18 protein-coding genes are annotated in these 20,907 nt (G+C 72.7%); 4 read left to right on the forward strand and 14 right to left on the reverse strand.

Annotated elements, in window-relative coordinates; translation table 11 throughout:
* Positions 1 to 57 precede the first annotated feature (57 nt).
* Positions 58 to 732, forward strand: a complete 675-nt coding sequence (locus tag FB558_RS40795; protein ID WP_142064528.1) for a hemerythrin domain-containing protein — start codon at positions 58 to 60, stop codon at positions 730 to 732.
* A 124-nt stretch (positions 733 to 856) separates the two neighbouring features.
* Here the strand turns inward: FB558_RS40795 and FB558_RS40800 are convergent, their stop codons facing one another.
* Both FB558_RS40800 and FB558_RS40805 read right to left on the reverse strand, forming a co-directional pair.
* Positions 857 to 1,543: a FadR/GntR family transcriptional regulator gene (locus FB558_RS40800; RefSeq protein ID WP_142064531.1), complete on the reverse strand. Its 687-nt coding sequence runs from the start codon at positions 1,541 to 1,543 to the stop codon at positions 857 to 859.
* A 17-nt stretch (positions 1,544 to 1,560) separates the two neighbouring features.
* On the reverse strand, positions 1,561 to 2,730 hold the full coding sequence (locus FB558_RS40805; protein ID WP_142064540.1) for a mandelate racemase/muconate lactonizing enzyme family protein: 1,170 nt from the start codon (positions 2,728 to 2,730) through the stop codon (positions 1,561 to 1,563).
* Positions 2,731 to 2,851: 121 nt separating this feature from the next.
* On the opposite strand from FB558_RS40805, the gene FB558_RS40810 reads away from it, so the two are divergent.
* Entirely contained in the window at positions 2,852 to 4,246 is a 1,395-nt protein-coding gene (locus tag FB558_RS40810) for a GntP family permease (protein ID WP_142064543.1), read from the forward strand.
* A gap of 334 nt (positions 4,247 to 4,580) precedes the next feature.
* On the opposite strand, the gene FB558_RS40815 is transcribed toward FB558_RS40810, so the two are convergent.
* Genes FB558_RS40815 through FB558_RS40865 form a run of 11 tightly spaced genes read right to left on the reverse strand, consistent with a single transcriptional unit; the run spans position 4,581 to position 16,525 of the window.
* On the reverse strand, positions 4,581 to 5,237 hold the full coding sequence (locus FB558_RS40815; protein ID WP_142064546.1) for a TetR/AcrR family transcriptional regulator: 657 nt from the start codon (positions 5,235 to 5,237) through the stop codon (positions 4,581 to 4,583).
* A 60-nt stretch (positions 5,238 to 5,297) separates the two neighbouring features.
* Entirely contained in the window at positions 5,298 to 6,146 is an 849-nt protein-coding gene (locus FB558_RS40820) for an enoyl-CoA hydratase-related protein (protein WP_142064549.1), read from the reverse strand.
* 29 nt (positions 6,147 to 6,175) lie between these two features.
* On the reverse strand, positions 6,176 to 7,267 hold the full coding sequence (locus FB558_RS40825; protein ID WP_142064552.1) for an acyl-CoA dehydrogenase family protein: 1,092 nt from the start codon (positions 7,265 to 7,267) through the stop codon (positions 6,176 to 6,178).
* A complete protein-coding gene (locus FB558_RS40830; RefSeq protein WP_142064555.1) occupies positions 7,264 to 8,505 on the reverse strand; it encodes an acyl-CoA dehydrogenase family protein in 1,242 nt (413 codons plus the stop codon). Before FB558_RS40830 ends, FB558_RS40825 begins: the two co-directional genes overlap by 4 nt.
* The gene (locus FB558_RS40835) at positions 8,502 to 9,800 is read right to left on the reverse strand and encodes a CaiB/BaiF CoA transferase family protein (RefSeq protein WP_142064558.1); all 1,299 of its coding nucleotides are present in this window, start codon (positions 9,798 to 9,800) and stop codon (positions 8,502 to 8,504) included. The genes FB558_RS40830 and FB558_RS40835 overlap by 4 nt, the downstream gene beginning before the upstream one ends.
* Positions 9,800 to 10,867 (reverse strand): CoA transferase, encoded by a 1,068-nt coding sequence (locus FB558_RS40840; RefSeq protein WP_170231799.1) that lies wholly within the window; start codon positions 10,865 to 10,867, stop codon positions 9,800 to 9,802. Before FB558_RS40840 ends, FB558_RS40835 begins: the two co-directional genes overlap by 1 nt.
* 4 nt (positions 10,868 to 10,871) lie before the next feature.
* Positions 10,872 to 11,777 (reverse strand): ABC transporter permease, encoded by a 906-nt coding sequence (locus tag FB558_RS40845; protein ID WP_142064563.1) that lies wholly within the window; start codon positions 11,775 to 11,777, stop codon positions 10,872 to 10,874.
* 1 nt (position 11,778) lies between these two features.
* Positions 11,779 to 12,840, reverse strand: a complete 1,062-nt coding sequence (locus FB558_RS40850) for an ABC transporter permease (RefSeq protein ID WP_142064565.1) — start codon at positions 12,838 to 12,840, stop codon at positions 11,779 to 11,781.
* A 1-nt stretch (position 12,841) separates the two neighbouring features.
* Entirely contained in the window at positions 12,842 to 14,431 is a 1,590-nt protein-coding gene (locus FB558_RS40855) for an ABC transporter substrate-binding protein (RefSeq protein ID WP_142064568.1), read from the reverse strand.
* 52 nt (positions 14,432 to 14,483) lie between these two features.
* Complete coding sequence (locus tag FB558_RS40860; RefSeq protein WP_142064571.1) at positions 14,484 to 15,497, reverse strand: oligopeptide/dipeptide ABC transporter ATP-binding protein; 1,014 nt, start codon at positions 15,495 to 15,497, stop codon at positions 14,484 to 14,486.
* Positions 15,494 to 16,525 carry an ABC transporter ATP-binding protein gene (locus FB558_RS40865; protein WP_142064575.1) on the reverse strand — a complete coding sequence of 344 codons (1,032 nt, stop codon included), beginning with the start codon at positions 16,523 to 16,525 and terminating at the stop codon, positions 15,494 to 15,496. The genes FB558_RS40860 and FB558_RS40865 overlap by 4 nt, the downstream gene beginning before the upstream one ends.
* Before the next feature lie 395 nt (positions 16,526 to 16,920).
* On the opposite strand from FB558_RS40865, the gene FB558_RS40870 reads away from it, so the two are divergent.
* Positions 16,921 to 18,219, forward strand: coding sequence for an NAD(P)/FAD-dependent oxidoreductase (locus FB558_RS40870; protein ID WP_142064578.1), 1,299 nt, complete (start codon positions 16,921 to 16,923; stop codon positions 18,217 to 18,219).
* Positions 18,220 to 18,226: 7 nt separating this feature from the next.
* Here FB558_RS40870 and FB558_RS40875 read toward each other — a convergent pair whose 3' ends face one another.
* The gene (locus FB558_RS40875) at positions 18,227 to 19,426 is read right to left on the reverse strand and encodes a PucR family transcriptional regulator (RefSeq protein ID WP_142064581.1); all 1,200 of its coding nucleotides are present in this window, start codon (positions 19,424 to 19,426) and stop codon (positions 18,227 to 18,229) included.
* 155 nt (positions 19,427 to 19,581) lie between these two features.
* Between FB558_RS40875 and FB558_RS40880 the strand changes: the two genes are divergently transcribed.
* Entirely contained in the window at positions 19,582 to 20,895 is a 1,314-nt protein-coding gene (locus tag FB558_RS40880; RefSeq protein WP_211367209.1) for an MFS transporter, read from the forward strand.
* The last annotated feature ends 12 nt before the right edge of the window (positions 20,896 to 20,907 follow it).

The following is a 20,907-nucleotide window of genomic DNA, read 5'->3' on the forward strand; positions in this document are numbered from 1 at the left end:
GGCCGCCCGCATCCTCGTTGTAGGCGGTGTGAAAGGTACGGCCCCGACGCTGCTCCCATGCACCACGAGAAGATGGCCGACAGCTGCGACATGATCGGCGTGCACGACGCGATGCGGCGGGAGTTCGCCGCTCTGCCCGCGCTGGTCGCCGGCGTGCCGGCGGGTGACGCGGACGGCACCGTCGTCGTCGCCGGCCACGTCCTGATGATGGTCGACTTCCTGCACGCCCATCACACCAGCGAGGACGACCACGTGTGGCCCAGGCTGCGGGAGCGTTGCCCCGACGACGTCGGGCCCCTCATCGAGACGATGGACCGGCAGCACGCCTTCATCGACCGCGAGCTGCAAGCGCTCGCCGCGGAGAGCCGGCGTTGGCGGGTCTCCGCCGACGCCACCGACCGGGATGCCGTCGCCGGCGTTGCGGAGCGTCTGTTGCCCGCGCTGTACGAGCATCTGGCGCTGGAGGAGGAACGGATCCTGCCGCTCATCGATCGCTACCTGACCGAACGCGAGTGGAAGGCGAACGCCGAGGCGTCGCTGGGCAAGGTGACCTTCGCGCGGCGTCTGCTGATGCTGGGCATGGCCCTGCACGGGGCGAACGAGGAGCAGGCCCAGCTCCTGCGCGCCGCCGTCCCCGCCGTCGTCTGGCATGCCGGTCGCCCGCTCGGGACCCGTCTCTACCGCAGCCACCGTGCGCGCCTGGCCTCCGCGAGCCGGGGTTCGGATCTCTGATCCTCGACCACTCGCTCACGCGCGAGCTGCGGTTGTGATCAGCACGTTGACGCGGTCGTGCCCGGTCTTCTCGTCGAACGGTCTGCCGCAGGTGATCAGGGTGAGCCGTGCCGCCCGCTGACCGTCACCCGCCGAGGCGGTGCAGCTCGCGTTGCACGGTCACCACGTGCGCGCGTGCCAGGTCCCCGGCCTGCGTGGGGTCGCGGTCGAGGATCGCCTCGGCGATACCGCGGTGGTCGCTGTGCGCGCGGTCGCGTCGACCCGGCATGCCGATGACCCGCAGCGAGTACTCCCGGAACTGCGGCTGGATCGAGTCCCACAGGTGGAGCAGCAGCGGGTTCTCCGCAGCCGCGGCGATCCGGCGGTGGAAGCGGGCGTCGAGCGAGACGAACTCGTCGTGGCCGAGGCCGGGTTGCTCGGCGGCGTCGAGCACGGCCAGCAGGGCCGACCGATCGGCGTCGGAGTGGCGCTGCGCGGCCAGCTCGGCCGTCTTGCCCTCGATCGCGATGCGGGTCTCGAAGAGGTCGCGCATCGTGTACCCGTCGCGCAGGGCCTGGTCGACGGCCGTGGGTGGCGGGCGGTCGTTGACGACGAAGGTCCCCACGCCCTGGGTGCTGCGCAGGTACCCTGCGGCCTCCAGGGTGCGCACCGCCTCCCGCATCGAGCTGCGGCCCACCCCGAACTGGTTCGCCAGCAGGTCGCCGGAGGGCAGCTTGGAACCGACCGGGTAACTACCGGAAAGGATCAGGGTGGTCAGCTGCTCCGCGACGGTGTCGGCGAGCTTGCTGCGCGGGCCCCTGTTCTCCGTCATCGTGATCCCCCACGCGCTCAGGCCGTACGGTAGCGCTCCACCTGGTCGAGATCGATCTCGATCCCCAGCCCCGGCCCGGTGGGGACGTCCAGGTGACCGTCCCGGAGCTGGAACGGCTCGACCAGCAGCTCGTCGCGCAGCGGGTTGGGCGTGCGGTCGAACTCGATGACCGGCTCGTTCTGCAGCGGGATCGGCCGCAGCGTGTAGGGGGAGAGCGGGAGGACGCTGCACATGTGCAGGGCGGCCGCGAGCGCCACCGCGGAGCCCCACACGTGGGGGACGGTGCGGACGCCGTGGGCGGACGCGAGCGCGGCGATGCGCTGGGCCTCGGTGAAGCCACCGCAGACGCACAGGTCGGGCTGGACGATGTCCACGCGTGCCTGCTCGATGAAGTCGCGGAAGCCGAACCGGGTGAACTCGGCCTCGCCACCGGAGATCGGGACGTCCACGGCGGAGCGCACCCGCGAGTACCCGCCGCGGTCCTCCGGGATGACGGGCTCCTCGAAGCAGGCGAACCCGTGCTCGTCGAGCACCCGCCCCACGCGGACCGCGGTCGCGGCGTTGTAGGCGTGGTTGGCGTCGGCGAGCAGGACGACGTCGTCGCCCACCGTCTCGCGGACCGTGCGGATGCGCGCCGCGTCCTGCGCGATCGGCAGCAGCCCGATCTTCATCTTCAGCATGTCGAACCCGTCCGCGACGTGGCCGGCGACGGCGTCGGCCAGGCCCGGCAGGTCGCGATCGGCGCGGAACTCGGGATCGGTGTAGTACCCGGTCGTGCCGTACGCCTTGACCCGCTCGCGGAACCGGCCGCCGAGGAGGGTCGAGACCGGGGCGCCCAGCGTCTTGCCCAGGAGGTCCCAGAGCGCGACGTCGATCGCGCTGATCCCTTCGACGTAGGTGCCCTTCTGCCCGAAGTCACGGGTCCGGGCGTAGAGCGTCTCGCCGACGACGGCGGGCATGGCCTCGGGCATCGCGAGGACCTGCGGGGCGAGCACGGCGTCGATGCAGGCCTTCACCGGCTCGGCGGGGCCGTACTGGCCGCCCTCGCCCCAGCCGACGACGCCGTCGGTGGAGGTGATCCGCACCAGCATGCTGGTGCGCTCCGGGAACGCGGCTTGCGACGAGTAGAACCGCCGCTCTCCCAACGGCACCCGCAGCACGAACGTGTCGATGCGCTCGATCTTCATCGGTCCTCCACGGTGACAGCTCTTCAGAAGACAGTAGCACCAGCTCACATAGCTTGACCGCAGTCGTGCGACGCTCGTAGCGTCTAGTCATCTGAAGAGTTCCATCGGAAGGACGGGGTCGATGACGACCTGGCTGATCGTCGTGTACCTCGCGGTGTTCGTGGGGATCGCGCTGCTGATCGTGCGTGTGAAGATCAACCCTCTGGTCGCCCTGCTGCTGGGGGCCATCGCGCTCGGGCTCGGGACCGGTGTGTCCCCGGCGGCGGTGGTCGACGGCCTCAACGAAGGGTTCGGCCAGCTGATGGCCGAGGTCGGCCTGCTGATCACCCTCGGGGTGATCATGGGCGTGCTCATGTCGAGCTACGGCGCCGTGGAGCGGATCGTCGGGGCGATCGTGTCGTTGTTCGGCCGGCGCGGGTCGCCCTACGCCTTCGGGGTCACGCTCTCGACCGTCACACCGTCCATCTACTACGACGTGCTGCTGGTCGTCGTCGCCCCGATCGCCCGACGCGTCGCCCTGCTGTCGGGCCGTCCCGTGGCCGCACTGGCCGGACCGGTCGCGCTCGGACTCGCCGCGGGGAACGCGCTCGTCATCCCGGGCTCGGCCATGCTGGCCTACCTCGGACAGCTGTCGCTGGACCCCGGCGCCCTCCTCGTCCCGGGCTTCGCACTGGCGATCCCTGCCGCGGTCCTCACCGTCTGGCTCTACGTCCTGGTCATCGAACGGTTCGGGTGGTGGTCCCCGGAGCGCGACGAGGAGCCGGCCGCGGCCACCGGTGGGGCCGCCACCGTGCCTGCCGCCGGCCCCGACCGGACGGTGAGCGCGGGACCGTCGACCGCCGCGACGGCCACGGGGGTCCGCCAACGGGAGCTCCCCTCGCTGCTCACCGCGATCGCCCCGCTGCTGGTGGTGCTGGTCCTCGTCGTCGCGGGGATCGTCCTGCCCGACCTGGGTGTGGCCTCGCCCGCGCTGGACCTGCTCGGTGCGCCGGTGATCGCGTTGCTCGCGGGCGCGCTGACCGCGCTCGCCGTCGCGGTGCGCCGCGTCGGCCTCGAGGGCCAGGCCAGGATCGTCGAGAACGCCCTGGAGACCGTCGGCACCATCCTGGCCGTCACCGCGGTCGCCGGCTCGCTCGGCGTCGTGATCGCCGCGACCGGCATCGAGGACGTCCTGTCCGGCCTGTTCGCCGCGAACCGGGCGATCCCCCTGCTCGTGATCTGGCTGGTCGCCGCGACCATGCGGGCCGCGATCGGCGGCCAGACCGTCGCCGGCCTGACCGCCATCGGGATCATCGGACCGGTCGTCGCCGACCTCGGCCTCAGCCCCGCGCTCGTCATCCTCGCGGCCGGCGCCGGCGGCTGCTTCGGCGGGCAGTTCAGCGACAACGCGTTCTGGATGTTCCGCAGCCTGTTCGGGCTCTCCACCCGTGGCACGCTCAAGACCTACACCCTCGCCCAGTCGATGCTGTCCGTGATCGCGCTCCTGCTGGTCCTCGCGGCGGACCTGGTGGTTTGAGCCGGGGGTTCGAGGAGGCTACGAAGAGTCGAGGGGCTCAGTTGCCTGGAACAGCATGGCGCGGAGGCGCGGGTGGCGAGCTCGTGATCTTCCCAAGCCGTCTTCGGCTGTAGCTCGTGCTGGGGGTGCGGGGGCGCGAGTCCCCGTCGGCGGCCTCGCGTCGGTCCGCATCGATGCCGGCCGGATGAGAGCTCGCGTTGCTGCTCGAGGTGGCCGGCTCGCTCGTGGTGGCGTGATGGTGGCGCCAGTCGGTGCGAGAGCCGCGATTTCCAGGTGCGGGGTTGGTCTTGAGGCGTGGGGCCTCCCCGGGGCCGTCCGACGCCGCCGGACTCGATCAATCTCCCTTCGTGCTCGCCGCGACGAGCAGCGCCGTCATCATCCGGCGCATGACCGCGGCCGACTCCTCCACGGACAGGCCCTGGTAGTCCCGGCAGCCCATCCAGGACGGCCAGGTCGAGGCCAGCTGCAGTGCGTTGGAGAGTTCGTTGCCCGCGGAGCCGGCCGCCGCGATCTCCCCGGCGAACAGCTCCTCGAGCTCGGAACGCAGTCGGGCCGTGTGCCGGATCCGATTGATCTGGAGCTGCCGGGACGACGACAGCCGCGCCTGTGCAGCCCGGTACATCCCGGCCCCGGCTTCCAGCATCTTGGCGCGCTGCTGGCAGAACAGCTCGATCCGCTCGGCCAGCGGAAGGTCGAGCGGGATCTGCCCGCGGGCGGCCTCCTGCGACTGCGCGATCTTCGCCCCGGACTCGGCGAACAGCGACTCGATGTCCTTGAAGTGGAACCAGAACGCGCCGATCGAGACCCCCGCCCGCTCGGCGACGCGGGCCGCGGTGGGCTGCAGGTCGCCCTCGAGCAGCAGGGCCACGTGGGCGTCGACGAGGGCTTGGCGGGTCCGCTCGGACCGCAGGGCCCGCCCGTCCCGGCGCTCGGCCCGGGCGGGCGTGCCCTTCCCGGGCCGCGGCGGAACCGCGTCCGACGAAGCCGCCACCACCGGTTCTCCTTCCGCCGCTGCACCCGGGAATCTACGCGGGGCGCGGGCCCCGGCTGGTCAGCGGCCGTCGTTGAACAGCTCGGTAGGGAAGTCGCGGGTCTTGGACAGGGTCCAGTGCGGTGGGCGCTTCTCCTTGAACGCAGTGACGCCCTCGGGCGCATCGGCGTGCTGGCCGGCCCAGCGGAACAACCGCCGCTCCAGCTCCAGCGCCGCGGCCTGGTCGGTCTCCTGCAGGAAGGCGCGGGTGACCAGCTTGGTGATCGCCGCGGACACCGGCGCCACGTTCTCGGCGATGTCCTTTCCGGTCTCGACGGCAGCGGCGAGCACCTCCGCGGCCGGCAGAGCCTTGGCGGCCAGGCCGACCTCGGCGGCCTCCCGGCCGCGGAAGATGCGCGCGGTCAGCAGGAGCTCCATGGCCCGGGAGAAGCCGATCTGGCGGGGGACGCTCCACATCAGGTCGGCGTCGGGGACGACACCGCGCCGGTTGAACACGAACCCCAGCTTGGCGTCCTCGGCGACGTAGACGATGTCGGCGCGCAGCGCCATGGTCAGGCCGGCGCCGACCGCGGCGCCGTTCACAGCCGCGATGACGGGCGTGCGCAGCTTCTCCGCGCTGCGCTTGGGCCCGGGCACCTTGGCCGCAGCGTCCTCGCGGCGCAGTGAGCCGTCGAAGGTCTGACCGGCGGGACGCAGTCCGGCGCCGGCGCAGAACGCCCGGCCGGCGCCGGTGAGCACGATCGCCCGCACGTCATCGTCGTCGTCGAAGGTGGCGAACGCGTGCGCCATCTCCTCCGACATCAGCCAGTCCCAGGAGTTGAGCACGTCGGGCCGGTTGAGCATGACCACGCCCACCGGGCCGTCCCGCTCGACGAGGATGGATTCGTAGGTGACGGTCGGTGCTGCCATGGCTGACTCCCTTGTCGTCCGGTTGCCGATCACAGTCCGATGCGGTCGGCGAGGGTGCGGCGGTGCGCACCGGTGTCACCGAAGAGCACGAGCGAGGTCTTGGCCCGTTTGAAGTACAGGTGGGCGTCGTGCTCCCAGGTGAAGCCGATGCCTCCGTGGATCTGTACGTTGTCGGCGGCGGCCCGGAAGTAGGCCTCGCCCGCCACGGCCTTGGCCAGCGGCGCGACCGCCGGCAGCTCGGCGGGGTTCTCCGCGGCCGCCCAGGCGGCGTAGGCGACCGCGGCGCGCGCCCCCTCGAGCTCGACGAGGACCTCGGCGCACTTGTGCTTGATCGCCTGGAACGAGCCGATGGGCCGGCCGAACTGCCGGCGCACCTTGGCGTAGGCCACGCTCGCGTCCAGGCAGGTCTGCGCGCCGCCGACCATCTCGGCGGCGAGCAGCACACCGGCGGTGTCCAGCGCGCGCTCCAGTAGGTGCGCGCCGGTGCCCACCGGGGTGCAGGGGACGTCGTCGAAGCGCAGCAGGGCCAGCGGGCGGGTCTGGTCGAGAGTGGGCTGCGGGGCGCGGGTGACACCGGGTGCGGTGGGGTCGACGGCGACGACGACGGTCGAGTCGCCGGTGCCGGCGACGGCCAGCACGAGGTCGGCCGACATCCCGTCCAGCACGGTCGACGCGCTGCCCGAGAGCTTCCGACCGGTCACGCTCATCGAGCGGCCCGCGGAGTCCCAGCCGGCTCCGGGAGCCAGCCACGCGACCGTGGCCACGGTGGAGCCGTCGGCGATGCCGGGCAGGTGCCGGGCCCGGGCATCCTCGTCGTCGGTGGCCAGCAGCAGCGGCAGGGCCAGGCCCAGGGTGGCCAGCAGCGGGCTGGGCAGCACCCCGGCGCCGCACTCGTCGAACACGTGCGCCAGCTCCTGCACGCTGTACCCGGCGCCGCCGTACTGCTCGGGCACGGCCAGGTCGAGGACGCCGAGCTCGCCCAGGCCGCGCCAGATCGCCGGGTCGAACGCGGTGGGGGTGCCCATCAGCTCGCGCACGCGGGCCATCGGCACGCTGTCGGCGAGCCAGCGGCGGACGGTGGCGCGCAGTTCCTGCTGCTCGGTGGTGACGGCGAGACTCATCGCGCACTCCCCACCGGGGCCGGGTCCTTGGGCAGGCCGAGCACGCGTTCGGCGACGATGTTGCGCTGGACCTCGGCGGTGCCGCCCCAGATGGTGTGCGAGCGGGTCACGAGCAGTTCCTCCTGCCAGTGGTCGAGCTCGTAGTCCGGGCCGACGACCAGCGCGTCCGGGCCGAGCAGGTCCATCGCGATCTCGGCCAGCCGACGCTCGTACTCCGACCAGCGGATCTTGGTGGTCGAGCCGTTGCCCAGGCCCGCCCCCGAGCGGCCCGCGGCCAGCTCGGCGACCAGCTGCAGCCCGGTGTAGCGCAGCACCTCCACCTGGGAGTAGGCCCAGGCCAGCTGCTCGCGCACGCGCACGTCGTCGATGAGCCCGCGCTTGCGGACCTCCTCGACCAGCCGCCAGAACTGCCGCATGAAGGCCAGGTGCTGGGTGGTGGCGCGGCCGCCGCGCTCGCTGCCCAGCGTCGTCATCGCGACCCGCCAGCCGTTGTCCAGGCCGCCGATGACGTTGTCCAGGGGGGCGCGGGTGTCGGTGAAGAAGGTCTCGGAGAAGTGCGCGAGCCCGGTCATCCGGGTGATCGGCCGGAACTCGATGCCGTTCGGCTCGTCGTCGACGGTGATCGGGACCAGGACGTAGGAGATCCCGCGGTGCTTGGCGGCGTCGGGGTTGGTCCGGACCAGGGTGAAGATCATGTTGACCTTGAAGAACCCGGAGGTCCACACCTTCTGCCCGTTGATCACCAGGTGGTCGCCGTCGACCACCCCGCTGGTGCGCAGGCTGGCCAGGTCCGAGCCGGCCTCGGGCTCGGAGAAGCCCTGGCAGTAGTCGTGCTCCCCGGAGATGATCGGGGGCAGGAAGCGGGCCTTCTGCTCCTCGGTGGCGTGCGCGATGATCGCCGGGCCGACCAGGCCCTCGCCCATCCCGCGGGTCAGCCGGGGCACGTCGGCCCGGGCGAACTCCTCGTTCATGATCGCGACCTCGACGCCGGACAGCCCGCGCCCGCCGTACTCGCGGGGCCAGGCCACGCACATGTACCCCGCCCCCGTGAGGGTGTCGGCCCAGCGACCGAGCGCCGCCGCCAGTTCGGGTGCGGGCTCGCGCGGGACCTGGACCCCGCGCATCTCGTCGGGGGCGTTGGCCGCGAGCCAGTCGCGGACCTCGGCCCGGAACTCCTGCGCGGCCGGGCTGTAGTCGATCGGTGACGGTGCTGGTGCGGGTCCTGTTCCTGCGCTCATCGGCGTCTCCCGGTCACGTCGGCGGGGCGGGGGCGTGGGGTGTCGGTGTCCGCGGTCGGGCGATCGGCGATCACCCCGGCGGCGCGGAGCTGCGCGATCCGGGTGTCGTCGTAGCCGAGCAGGCCGCCCAGGACGTCGTCGTTGTGCTGGCCGAACAGCGGTGCGGCCCGCCGGTGGCCGCCGGGCGTGCGGTCGAACCGGAACCCCAGTGCGCTGTAGGCGCGGTTCCCGACCAGCGGGTGGTCCAGCTCGGCGATCATCCCGGCGTGGCGCATCGCGGGGCTCGCGGCGATCTCCCGCCCGCCCAGCACGGGGGCGGCCGGCACGCCGGCGGCCTGCAGCCGCTCGGCGACCTCGATCTTGTCCCGGCCGGCGGTCCAGGCGGCGATCTCGGCGCCCAGTGCGTCCTGGTCGGCGAGTCGCTGCGCGGCGGTCGCGCCGCGGTCGACCAGGTCCGGGCGGCCCAGCACCGCGCACAGTGCCCGCCACTGGTCGTCGGTAACCACCGCGATGACGACCCACTCGTCCTCGCCCCGGCAGCGGAAGGCGTCGTGCGGGGCCGAGCCGTCACGGTGGTTGCCGTCGGGTCGCCAGGTCGCGCCGGTGGCGAGCTGCTCGAGCACGTACTCGCCGATCCAATGGGCGGCCGCCTCGACCTGGGGGACCTCGACCCGGCACCCCTTCCCGGTGCGCTCGCGCAGCTCCAGCGCGGTCAGCACCGCGGCGACCGCGTTCAGCCCGCCGGTGGGGTCCATCAGGGCGGGGCCGGTGAGCACGGGGGTGCCCTCCGGGTAGCCCATCAGACCCGTCATGCCGGTGGCCGGCTCCATGGTCTTGCCCATGCCCTGGTGGCCCGACATCGGTCCACCCCGCCCGAAGGCCGGCATCTCGACCACCACGATGCGGGGGTTGACCCGGCTCAGGTCGGTGAAGCCGGCACCGAGCCGGTCCAGCACGCCCGGGGTGAAGTTGGCCAGCACGACGTCGGCGGTGCGGGCGAGGTCCTGCATGACCTCGGCTGCACCGGGCACCTTGAGGTCCAGCGCGATCGAGCGCTTGTCGAGGTTCTGTGAGTTGAACAGCATGTTGCGGTTCTGCGGGTCGTCGCCCGGGTCGAGGTCGGGGTAGTAGCGGGGGGCCCCGCGGACCCGGGTGCCGCGCCAGGAGTCGGGGTGGCTGGGGGCCTCCACCTTGATGACGTCGGCGCCGAGGTAGGCCAAGCAGCGGCCGGCGAACGGCCCGGCCCACGCGGTGCTGAACTCCAGCACCCGCACGTCCGACAGCGGTCCGGCCATCACCGGGCACCCCCCGCCGGCTCCGCGACCTGAAGCCGCGGGCTCGGGCCGGGGACGTCGGCATCGACCGGGCCGTCGGCGTCATCGACGACGAACAGCCGGCGCAGCGCCGACTCGCCGTCCCCCACCTCGCTCAACATCGAGCGCAGCCGCCACTGCTCCGACTCGACCAGCTCGGCGAGCCCGGTCACCTTCTCCGCGCTCACCCTGCCGCGCTGCAGCCCGGCCACCACGTCGTCGGCCGCCATGCCCGCTGCCCGCTCCTGCAGCCGCGCCACCACCGCCGGCCAGTTCGCCAACCGGTCGCCGGAGGTGGTGAACCGCGGGTCGTCGAGCAGTTCGTCGAGCCCGAAGACGTGGCACAGGCTCGGCCAGTTGCGGATGGCGAACAGCACCACCCAGGCGTCGCGGCAGCGCAGCACGGCCAGGAAGCCGGGGTAGGCGGCCCGGGTCTCCTCGGTGCCGTTGTAGCTGGCCTGGCTGACCAGGTTCTGGCCCATGGCCGCGGTGGACTCGAACACGCTGGCCCGCACCTGCTGGCCGCGCCCGGAGCGGCGGCGCTCGTGCAGTGCGGCGAGCACCGAGATGTAGGCCGTGGTGCCGGTGGCGTAGGAGGCGCGCTGGCCCAGGCCGTAGATCGGCTCGCGGTCGACCGAGCCGGTGGCGTTCATGACCCCGGAGAGGGCCTGGTGCACCATCTCCGAGCCCTGCCACCGGGCGTAGGGGCCGTCGGGCGGGAAGTCGCCCAGCTCGCAGTCGACCACCGTGGCAGCCAGTGGGACCGGCAGCGGCGCCCCTTGGTCGCGCAGCACGACGTCGACGCCGTCGAGCAGTCCGGCCCCCGGCCAGGCGGCTGCCCGCTTGCCCTGGTTGAGGTGGCGGAACAGGTAGGACTCGGTACCGTCGGGCGACAGCGGGGGAGTCCGCCGCGTCGGCGTGCCCTCCGGCGGCTCGACGAGCACGACGTCCGCGCCCTGCATGGCCAGCAGGCGTCCGGCGTACTGGCCGGCGACCGACGACGAGAAGTCGACGACACGGAGCCCGTCGAGGGGCCGCGGGCGGGGCACGGGTTCAGGCGACGATGACATCGTCCTCGGTCCTCTCGGTGCGGACCGCCCCGGAGCTCATCCGGTCGCGCAGCGCGTCGCCGATCCGGTAGACGCACAGCACGACCACGCCGAGCAGCACGCCCGGAGCGATGATCTGCAGCGGGGCGGACAGGATCTGGGAATAGGCGTCGGACAGGTCGCTGCCCCAGCTCGGCGTCGGCTTCGCCACGCCGAGGCCCAGGAACGACAGGACGCCCTGGATGACGAAGGCCAGTCCGGTGTAGATGGTCAGTTGCACCACGACCGGGCGCAGCGCCAGCGGCAGCACGTGCCGCACCAGCACGATCGGCGCCGGGACACCGGACAGCCGGGCGCTCTGCACGAACTGCCGCTCGCGAAGCGCCAGCACGCCCGACCTGGTGAGCTGGGCGGTGTTGGGGGCGAGCACCAGCCCGATCGCCACCATCGACGTGGTCAGTCCTGGCCCGAGCGAGCCGGTGATGGCCACGGCCAGCACCATCGTCGGAAACGCGATCATGATGTCAGCCAGGCGCATCAGCGCGGTGCCGGTGAATCGCGGCCAGAACCCGGCGACCGTCCCCCAGGTCACGCCGACCACGAGGGTGACGCCGACCGCGATCAGCACGCCGCCGAAGGCGTTGCGCCCGCCCCAGATCAGCCGGCTCAGCACGTCGCGGCCGAACTGGTCGGTGCCCAACAGATGCGCCGCCGACAGTCCGCCGTTGCGATTCACCAGGTCCTGGGCCAGCGGGTCGTACGGCGCGACCCAGGGGGCGAGTAGCGCGGCCAGCAGCAGCGCGCCGAGCACGGTGACCGCGACGACCAGGCCGGGGTGCGGCCGGGCGCGCTTGGTGGGGCGGGCCGTGCCGCCTCTCTTCGCAGCGGGGTCCGCGACGGTGGTGGTCATGTCAGGCCCCCCGGCTCGCCGGGTCGACGATCCCGGCCATGATGTCCACCACCAGGTTCACCACCAGCGCGATCGCCACGTACACCAGCACGATCCCGAGGATCAGCGGGTAGTCGCGCACCCCGATGCCGTTGATCAGCGCGCTGCCCATGCCGGGCAGCACGAAGATCTTCTCCAGCACCAAGGTCACGCCCAGCTGCCCGAGTGCCAGCAGGGCTACCACGTTGAGCACCGTGGGCAGCGCCGCCCGGAAGGCGTACTGCCAGGTGATGACCCGCTCGGGCAGGCCCATCGCCCGCGCCGTTCGGCAGTAGTCGCTGGCCAGCGCGTCGACCATGGCCGCGCCGACCTGCCGGATGACGATCGCGCTGCCGCCCAGGATCATCGGCAGCACCGGCAGGATGACGTGGTAGAGGTTGCCGACCGGGTCCTCGGTGAGCCGCGGGTAGCCCAACCGGGGCAGCAGACCCAGGCCGACCGAGAAGATGCTGATCAGAACCAGGGCCAGGAAGAAGTCCGGTACAGCCAGTCCGAGGCCCGACGTGCTGCGGATCCACCGGCCGACCGGACGATCGGCCCGCCGAGCGGCGTAAACACCGATCGGCACGGCCACCGCGATGGTGCCGAGGATCGCCAGCACCACCAGCTCGATCGTCACCGGCAGCGCGTTGACGATCAGGTTGATCACCGGTTGACCGGTCTGGAAGGACATCCCGAGGTCGCCGAGCAGCGCGCTGCCCAACCAGCCGAAGAACTGCTCGGGCAGCGGCCGGTCAAGGCCGAGCTGCCGCTCGACCACGGCGATGGCCTCCGGTGTCGCCTCCTCGCCGAGCTTCGCGTACGCCGGACCACCCGGGATGATCTTGACCAGGAGGAAGGTGAGCAAGCCCGCGCCCACGGCTGTGGGGACGAACAGCAGCAGCCGGCGAAGCACGAAGCGGGGCAGGCCGCCGGCGGCGAGCCGGCCACGACCGTGCCCGACGGCGGGCTCCGGATCACCGCCGCCCGGTGGGGCCGGGTCGGTCGGCTTCCCGGCCAGCGTCGCGGACTCGTGGGCGGCCACGTCAGCCCGCGCTCATCACGCCGAGGGCGGTGAAGTCGGCCTCGCCGTTGATCGCGAACGCGTCCGGCCCGCCGGCGACCCGGTCGGTCCACGCCGCCACGTAGGGGGTGAAGTACAGCGGCACGATCGGCAGCTGGTCCTGCAGCACCTGGGTGGCGTTGCGCAGCGCCGCCTCCAGCTGGTCGGGCGTGGTGGCCGCGTTGAGCTGGGCGAGGGCCTCGTCGCCGCCGGGCACCGAGACCTTGCCGGCGTTGCCGGAGGACGTGGTGGCCAGCAGCCGGCGGTAGATGGTCAGCCAGTCCGGGCCGGAGTTCATACCGGTGGAGAAGATGTCGTACTGGTGGTCGGTGTAGAAGCTCTTGGTCGCGTCCGGCAACGCCTTGGCCTCGAAGTTCACCGTGATCCCCGCCTCGGCCAGCTGCTGGGCGATGAGCACGGCGTTGTTCTGGAAGTTGGCGCCGTCCAGGGACACCCCGCGCAGCGTGACGCCGTCCGGGTAGCCGGCCTCGGCGAGCAGCTGCCTGGCCTTCGCGAGGTCGCGCGGGTAGGCGCCGTTCAGGTCGTCGAAGTGGTACGGGTGCCCGGGCGGGTACGGCTGCACCGAGCCCACGTCGCTCAGGCCGTCGTTGGCCGCGGCGGCGACGGCCGTGCGGTCGATGGCGTAGCTGATCGCCTGCCGCACGCGGACGTCCTGCAGCGGGCCTTGGCTGCGGTCGACGTTGAGGTCGCTGATCGCGACGCCGATCTCGTTGCTGAGGGTGACCCCGGGCACGTCGCGCAGTGCCGCGGCGGCACTGGATTCGAGTCGGTAGCCGTAGTCGGCTTGGCCGCCCGTCAAAGCGGCCACCTGGGCCGACGGGTCGGTGATGATCTGGACGGCGATTGCGGCCACCTTGCCGGGCGGAGGCCCTGCCTCCTGGTAGCCGTCCCACCGGGTGAGCCGGATGGAGCTGCCCGGCACGAACTCGGTCAGCTGGTACGGGCCGGCGCCGACCGGCTTGGACCCGAACGCGGTGCCCTCCGCCTCCCGCGCGCGCGGCGAGGCCAGCAGGCCCAGCCGGCTGCCGAGCAGGTCGACCAGCCCGGAGGACGGGCTGGACAGCGTGAAGACGAGGGTCTGCGGGTCCGGCGCGGTGACCCCCTCCAGCCCCGGCACGGTCTGGTTGCCCAGCGCGATGCACTGCTCGAGGCTCTGCGCCGCGGTGGTCGCGTCCAGTGGCGTGCCGTCCTGGAAGGTCAGCCCGGACCGCAGGGTCAGTGTCAGGCTCAGCCCGTCCGGGGCGGTCTCCCAGGCGGTGGCGATGCCCGGGGTGAGTTCGCCGGTGACCGGGTTGGACCGGATCAGGGGGGCGTAGACGGCCCACATGTAGGCCAGCTCGGAGCCGTTGAGCGTCCCGCACGGGTCGAACTGGTTCGGGGTGGAGCCGTGCACGACGTTCACGGTGCCGGCCGGGTCGGGTGCACCGCCGGCAGTGCCGGAGGGATCGGCGCCCCCGGACGAGCAGGCGGCCGCGGATGCCACTGCCAGCAGTCCGGCGAGCAGGCGGTTCCGGCGGCGGGGGCGGCGCCGGGTCGGGAGGGCAGGGGGCATGGGGCACTCCTTCGTGCGGGCTGGTGCGGCGGATCCCGACGGGACGGGCGGCTCAAGCTGCGGTGAACGGCGTGGCCCGGCCGTTCCGGATCTGCGGCCAGAAGTGGCAGGCGGTGCGGTGCTCGTCGGCGCCGTCGGTGCTGTCGGCGGAGAGGGTTGGAGCTTCCCGGGCGCAGCGCGGTTGCGCGAACGGGCACCGGGTGCGGAACCGGCAGCCCGACGGCGGGCGGCGGGCGTCCGGGATCTCGCCGGGCAGCAGCGTGCGCTCGCGGCCCCGGCCGGCGCGCGCCACGGACGGCACGGCACTGATCAGCGCCTGCGTGTAGGGGTGGCGGGGCTCGCCCAGCACCGCCCGTACCGGGCCCACCTCGACCAGTCGGCCCAGGTACATCACGCCGACCTGGTCGGCGAGCCGGGCGATCGAGGTCATGTCGTGGGAGATGAACAGGTAGGTCAGGTCGTGCTCGGCGCGCATCTCGTCGAGCAGGCGCAGCACGCCGGCCTGCAGCGAGATGTCCAGGGCGGCGACAGGCTCGTCGCACATCACTACGGGGGCGCTGGCGGCGACGGCGCGTGCGATCGTGACCCGCTGGCGCTGCCCACCCGACAGCTGCGCCGGCCGGCGCTCGGCCTGCTCCGGCCCCAACCCGACCCGACCGAGCAGCTCAACCGCGCGAGCGCGGAAGCGGCCCGGGACCCTCAGCGAGCGCGGCGCCAACGGCTCGGCGACGCTGCGCCACACGGGCAGGCTGGGGCTCAGCGCCAGCATCGGGTCCTGAAAGATCATCTGGACCCGACCGGAGCGGCCGACCGTGGCCGGCACGTCGGTGGGTACGCCGTCCGCGTCGGCGATGCGGACCCGCCCGGAGGTGACCGGGGTGAGCCCGGCGACGGCGGCGGCCAATGTGGACTTGCCCGAGCCCGACTCGCCGATGATGCCGAGCGTCTCGCCACGTCGGATGCTGAGCGAGACGCCGTCTACCGCGCGCAGCGGGTCACGGCGGCCGCCGTAGGTCACGACCAGGTCGTCGACGGCCAGCACCGGTGTGCTCGCCGGCGTGCTCACGCCGCCACCCCGACCAGGTCGAGCTCGGCATGGCGGACGCACCGCGTCATGCCGCCACTGGCCGTCGGTTCCAGCGGTGGCACTGCAGCCTCGCAGGCGTCGGTGCGGAACGGGCAGCGGGGGTGGAAACGGCAGCCGTGCGGAGGGCGCGCCGGGTTCGCCGGCGTACCGGCGATGCCCGCCCAGTCGCGGGCCCGGTCCAGGTCGACGTCGGAGGCGCGCAGCAGCGCCGACGGGTAGGGGTGGCGAGGGCGGCGCAGCAGCTCGACGGTGCGGTCGTCGTTGACCACCTGCCCGCAGTACATGGTCACGACCCTCGAGCAGAGGTCGCTGACCACGCCCAGGTTGTGGCTGATCAGCACGACGGACAGGCCGCGCTCGTCGGCGAGCCGGCGCAGCAGCGCGATGATCTGCGCCTGGATGGTGACGTCCAGAGCGGTGGTGGGCTCATCGGCGATGAGCAGCGCCGGCCTGCAGACCAGCGCCATGGCGATCATCACCCGCTGGCACATGCCGCCGGACAGCTCGTGGGTGTAGGCGTTCAGCGTCCGCCGCGGCGAGGGCAGCCCGACCTGCGCGAGCAGTTCGACGCCCCGCTCGCGCGCGGCCGCGGCCGGCACGTCCGGCTCGTGCGCCCGCACGACGTCGACGATCTGCTTACCGACGGGTCGCGCCGGGTGCAGCGATGCCCGTGGCTCCTGGAAGATCATGCTGAGTCGAGTTCCGCGCAGCCGGCGCAGTTCCTTCGCGCTCGCGCTGACGAGGTCGGTCCCGTCGAACGTGATGTGCCCGCCGAGCTCGGCGCCGCGCGGGAGCAGTCCCATAACGCTGAGCCCGGTGAGCGTCTTGCCGGAGCCGGACTCCCCGACCAGGCCGACGACCTCGCCGGGCGCGCAGGAGAACGAGACGTCCGACAGCAGCGGCACCCCGTCGATCGCCAGTTGCAGCCGGTCGACCTCGAGCAGGTTCGATGATCGGTCGTCCGGCCACTGCCGGGCGGCCGCTGCCGCTGTGCCGACGTGTGCCATGGCCGGTCCTCCTTGACCTCGGTGGGCGAACTGCGCAGATGGGCCCCCGCGTGCGGCCGCCTCCTCGCGCTCCAAACATTCTGTACTGTGAGTACAGATAGTCGCTCCCCGACGCCGTCGTCAAGTCCTTCGTCGCAGCTCGTGGCCAGGTGACGGTCTCCCCGAGGATGCGCCGACCAACGTATTCATAGGTGAAGTTGGATTTGTTCGGACTCGTGCGGCGAGGGGTTGTGGCCCTGGCCGTCACCGGCGGCCTGGTGCCGGTGGTCGAGGGAGCGACGCGTCCCGTGCTGTGGCACTCAGTGCCATCCAGGCGACACCTGTCGCGTCCCCGGATCCCAGCGTTTGTCGCCGGACGCATGTCACCGGCGCGTTGACCGAAAAGACTCGACGGCATGAGCGCGGATGTCGTCGTCGTCGGTGCGGGTGTGATCGGGTCCTCGATCGCGCGCGAGCTCGTCAGGTCCGGTCGCCACGTCGTCGTCGTCGACAAGGCGGGCGGTGTGGGCCACGGCTCCACGAGCGCGTCGAGCGCGGTCGTGCGGTTCAACTTCTCCACCCACGCCGGTGTCGCGACGGCGTGGGAGTCGCAGTTCTGCTGGCGGCACTGGCCCGACCACTTGGGGTGCGACGTCGGTGCGCCGGCCCGGTTCGAGCGCAGCGGCCTGGCGATGCTCGACGTGGACCTCGCGCCGCGCGCCGGCTACGTGCGACTGTTCGACGAGGTGGGCGTGCCCTACGAGGAGTGGGACGCGGCCACCCTCCGCGCGCGGATCCCGGGCATCGACGCCGGCCGGTACTGGCCGCCCAGACGTATCGACGACGAGAGGTTCTGGGCACCCGCCGTGGACGAGCTGGGCGCGGTTTTCACGCCCGACGCCGGGTACGTCACCGACCCGCAGCTCGCGGCCCAGAACCTGGCAGCGGCGGCCGTGCGCGGCGGTGCGGAGTTCCGGCTCCGGCGGGCCGTCGTCGGGATCGACACCCGCGGTGACCGGGTGACCGGCGTCCGGCTCGACGACGGCAGCGTCGTCGCGTGCGATGCGGTCGTCAACGCGGCCGGTCCGTGGTCGGGGAAGCTGAACGCGCTCGCCGGCGTCGGGGCGGACTTCACCGTCGGCCTCAGGCCGCTGCGCCAGGAGGTGGCACACGTCGGCGCCCCGCGCGGCTACGCCCCGGTCGACGCGCCCGGCATCAGCATCGCCGACATGGACCTGGGCACCTACCTGCGCAGCGAGGCGGGCGGTGGCCTCCTGGTCGGGGGCACCGAACCCGAGTGCGACCCGCTCCAGTGGCTCGACGATCCCGACGACGCACGCCCGACCCCGACCGCGGCCGTCTTCGAAGCCCAGGTCACGCGCGCCGCCCGCCGGCTCACCGACCTGACCGTGCCGCACCGGCCGCGCGGCGTCGTCGGCGTCTACGACGTCGCCGACGACTGGACGCCGATCTACGACCGCACCGGCCTCGACGGCTTCTACGTCGCCGTCGGCACGAGCGGCAACCAGTTCAAGAACGCGCCGCTCGTGGGGAAGTTCCTGACCGCGATCGTCGAGCAGGTCGAGAACGGGCGGGACCACGACTCCGATCCCGTGCAGTTCACGGCCGAGCACACCGGGCAGACGATCGACCTGTCGGCCTTCTCCCGCCGCCGCCCGGTCAACGCGGGGAGTTCCGGGACGGTTCTGGGTTAGGCCCGGGTCATGCCTGCGTGCGGTACGCCGCGGCGAGCGCCCGCAGCTTGAGCCCCAGGTGCAGGGTGAGCCGGTCGTCGCCGCGGTCGAGGTGGCAGCCCGTGTGCTCCTCGATGCGTTTGAGGCGGTGGTAGAGCGTGGCGCGGTGGACGCAGAGCTGGTCGGCGGTGCGGCGGACGTCGCCTGCGTTGTCCAGGAAGGCCTCGAGGCTGACCATGAGGACGCCGTGGGTGTCGTGGCGCTCGAGCTCGACCAGCGCGGGCACCTCGGCCGCCGGGACGAGGTGCTCGACGGGCAGCATGAGCAGGACCTCGTAGGGTCCCAGTGCGCCCCAGCGGGCGACGTCGCCCAGTGCCGGCACCAGCAGCGCGGCGCGGGCGGCGAGCACCGCCTGGCGGTAGGAGTCCACGACGAGGTCGAGGCCGTCGACGGCGGCGCCGACGCCGATGACGATCCGGGCGTCGCTGCGGGTGAGCGAGCGGAACCGGGTGACGATCCGGCCGGTCACCGCCTCGAGCGGCCGTGCCGTGCGCTCGGCGAGCAGGACCCACGCCCGGGTGCGGTTGGCCGCTATGAGGTGCACGTCGTCGGTGGCGCGCAGTCCTTCCTCGACGGCGGACTCGAGCGCGGCGGCCGCGGCCGGGTCGTCGCCGTGCAGCTGCACCGCCAGCACCCGGAAGCGGCGGTGCTGATCGGGGAACAGCTGCTCCGCCCGCAGGTCGTCGATGGCCTGCACCCGGGCGGACCGGTCGGAGGACACCAGCTCCCGCAGGATCGCCTCGTGCCGCGCCTTGGAGCGCTCGTGCAGGACCAGCCGCCGGTAGAGCACGACGCCGGCCCGCGCGGCCGCGTCCTCCGCGAGGTCGATCTCGGCGGGAGCGAGCGACCGCTCGGTGTCGATCAGCCACAGGTAGCCCAGCAGGAGCCCGTTGCAGCGGACCGGCGCACACAGCCGCGGTAGGGCGTTGTCCACCGCGACCACCACGCCACCCGGGCGGGTCCACTGCGCGATCCCCTGCGCGAGGATGTCGTCGACGAGCCCGGAGTCGACGGACCGGTTCAGCACCGACGTCACCCGTACCGGGTCCTCGTCGCCGAAGTGCCGGCTCGCGGCCAGCAACCGGATCCCAGGGTCGTCGATCGCCACCGATCGCTGCAACCGCTCGGCGAGCTCGTCGACGATGCTCTGCAGGTCGTCATCGGGCATCCGGCGCCTCCGTCCGTGCTGGTCGTCGCGATCGTCCCAGCCGGCCCGCCGTTTGACACCTGTCGCGCCGTCCCGGCCGGATCGGTGACATCCGCCGCTCCTCCCGCGCCCCCCGCGCCGCGATGCTTCCTCCATCCCCGACGAGGAGGTCTGCGATGACGGAGACGGTGTCGAAGGACCGGGAGGCGCGCCGGAGGTCACCGGCGCGGATCGTGCTCGCCGGAGCGGCGGGCAACTTCGTGGAGTGGTTCGACTTCACGCTGTACGGGTTCTCGGCGGCCGTGATCGCGGCGACGTTCTTCCCGGCGGACCAGGCGTCCGCGGCGCTGCTGGGGACGTTCGCGATCTACGGTGTCGCGTTCGTCGCCCGCCCGCTCGGCGCCGTGGTGTTCGGCCGGATCGGCGACCGGCTGGGCCGGCGCACCGCGCTCACCGCATCGGTGCTGCTCATGGGCGCGGCCACCGCGGCCATCGGGCTGCTACCGGGCTGGGCGAGCATCGGCGTCGCCGCGCCCGCCCTGCTGCTGGTGTGCCGGCTGCTGCAGGGCTTCTCCGCGGGCGGTGAGTACACCGGGGCGATGACGTTCAGCGCCGAGCACGCGCCACCCGGCCGCCGGGCGCTGTGGATGGGGCTGGTCGTCGGCTCGACGATGCTCGGCGTGACGGGCGCGACCCTCACGGTCGTGCTCTTCCAGGCCGTGGCCGGCGACGCGTTCGCCGCGGGCGGGTGGCGCTGGACGTTCGTCATCGGTGGCCTGCTGTCGCTGGTCGCGCTGGTGTTGCGGCTCGGCGTGGACGAGACGCCGGTGTTCACCGAGCTGCGCGAGGACGAGCCGAAGCCCGGGCGGTCGTTCGGGTACCTGCTGCGCACCTACTGGCGGTCGCTGCTGGTGCTGCTGTGCTACTTCGGGGTCACCGGCGTGGTGACCCACATGTTCCTCGGCTACATGCCCACCTATCTGGGCCAGGCGGCCGGTGTCTCCTCGTCCGCCGCGCTGACGATCATCACCGTGCTGACGCTGTTCGCCGCGGTCGGCGGGCCGGTGTTCGGGGCAGTGGGGGACCGGATCGGCCGGCGTCCGCTGGTGCGGGCGGGCGCCATCGGGGCCGTGGTGCTGACCGTGCCGGCCTACCTGCTCATCGGCACCCGCAGCATGCCGGCGATCGTCCTCGCGATGTTCGCGCTGCTGCTGGTCGTGAGCCTGCTCGGCGCGGGAGCCATGGCGGTGCTGGAGATGCTGCCGGCCGACGTGCGGTTCAGCGGGGTGGCACTGCCCTACAACGTGGCCTACGCGGTGTTCGCGGGCACGGCCCCGCTGGTGAGCCAGCTGCTGGTGGACACGAGCGGGAGCCTGCTCGCCCCCGCCTTCTACGCCACCGCGCTGGCGCTGCTGGGGCTGCCGGTGATCCTGCGCGCCATCCCGGAGACCCGCGGGATCGACCTGCGCACCGGGGTCGCGACGTCGTGAGGGCCTCCCGGC

It is taken from the genome of Pseudonocardia kunmingensis, assembly GCF_006716445.1.
In the GTDB taxonomy this organism is placed as follows: Bacteria; Actinomycetota; Actinomycetes; order Mycobacteriales; family Pseudonocardiaceae; genus Pseudonocardia; species Pseudonocardia kunmingensis.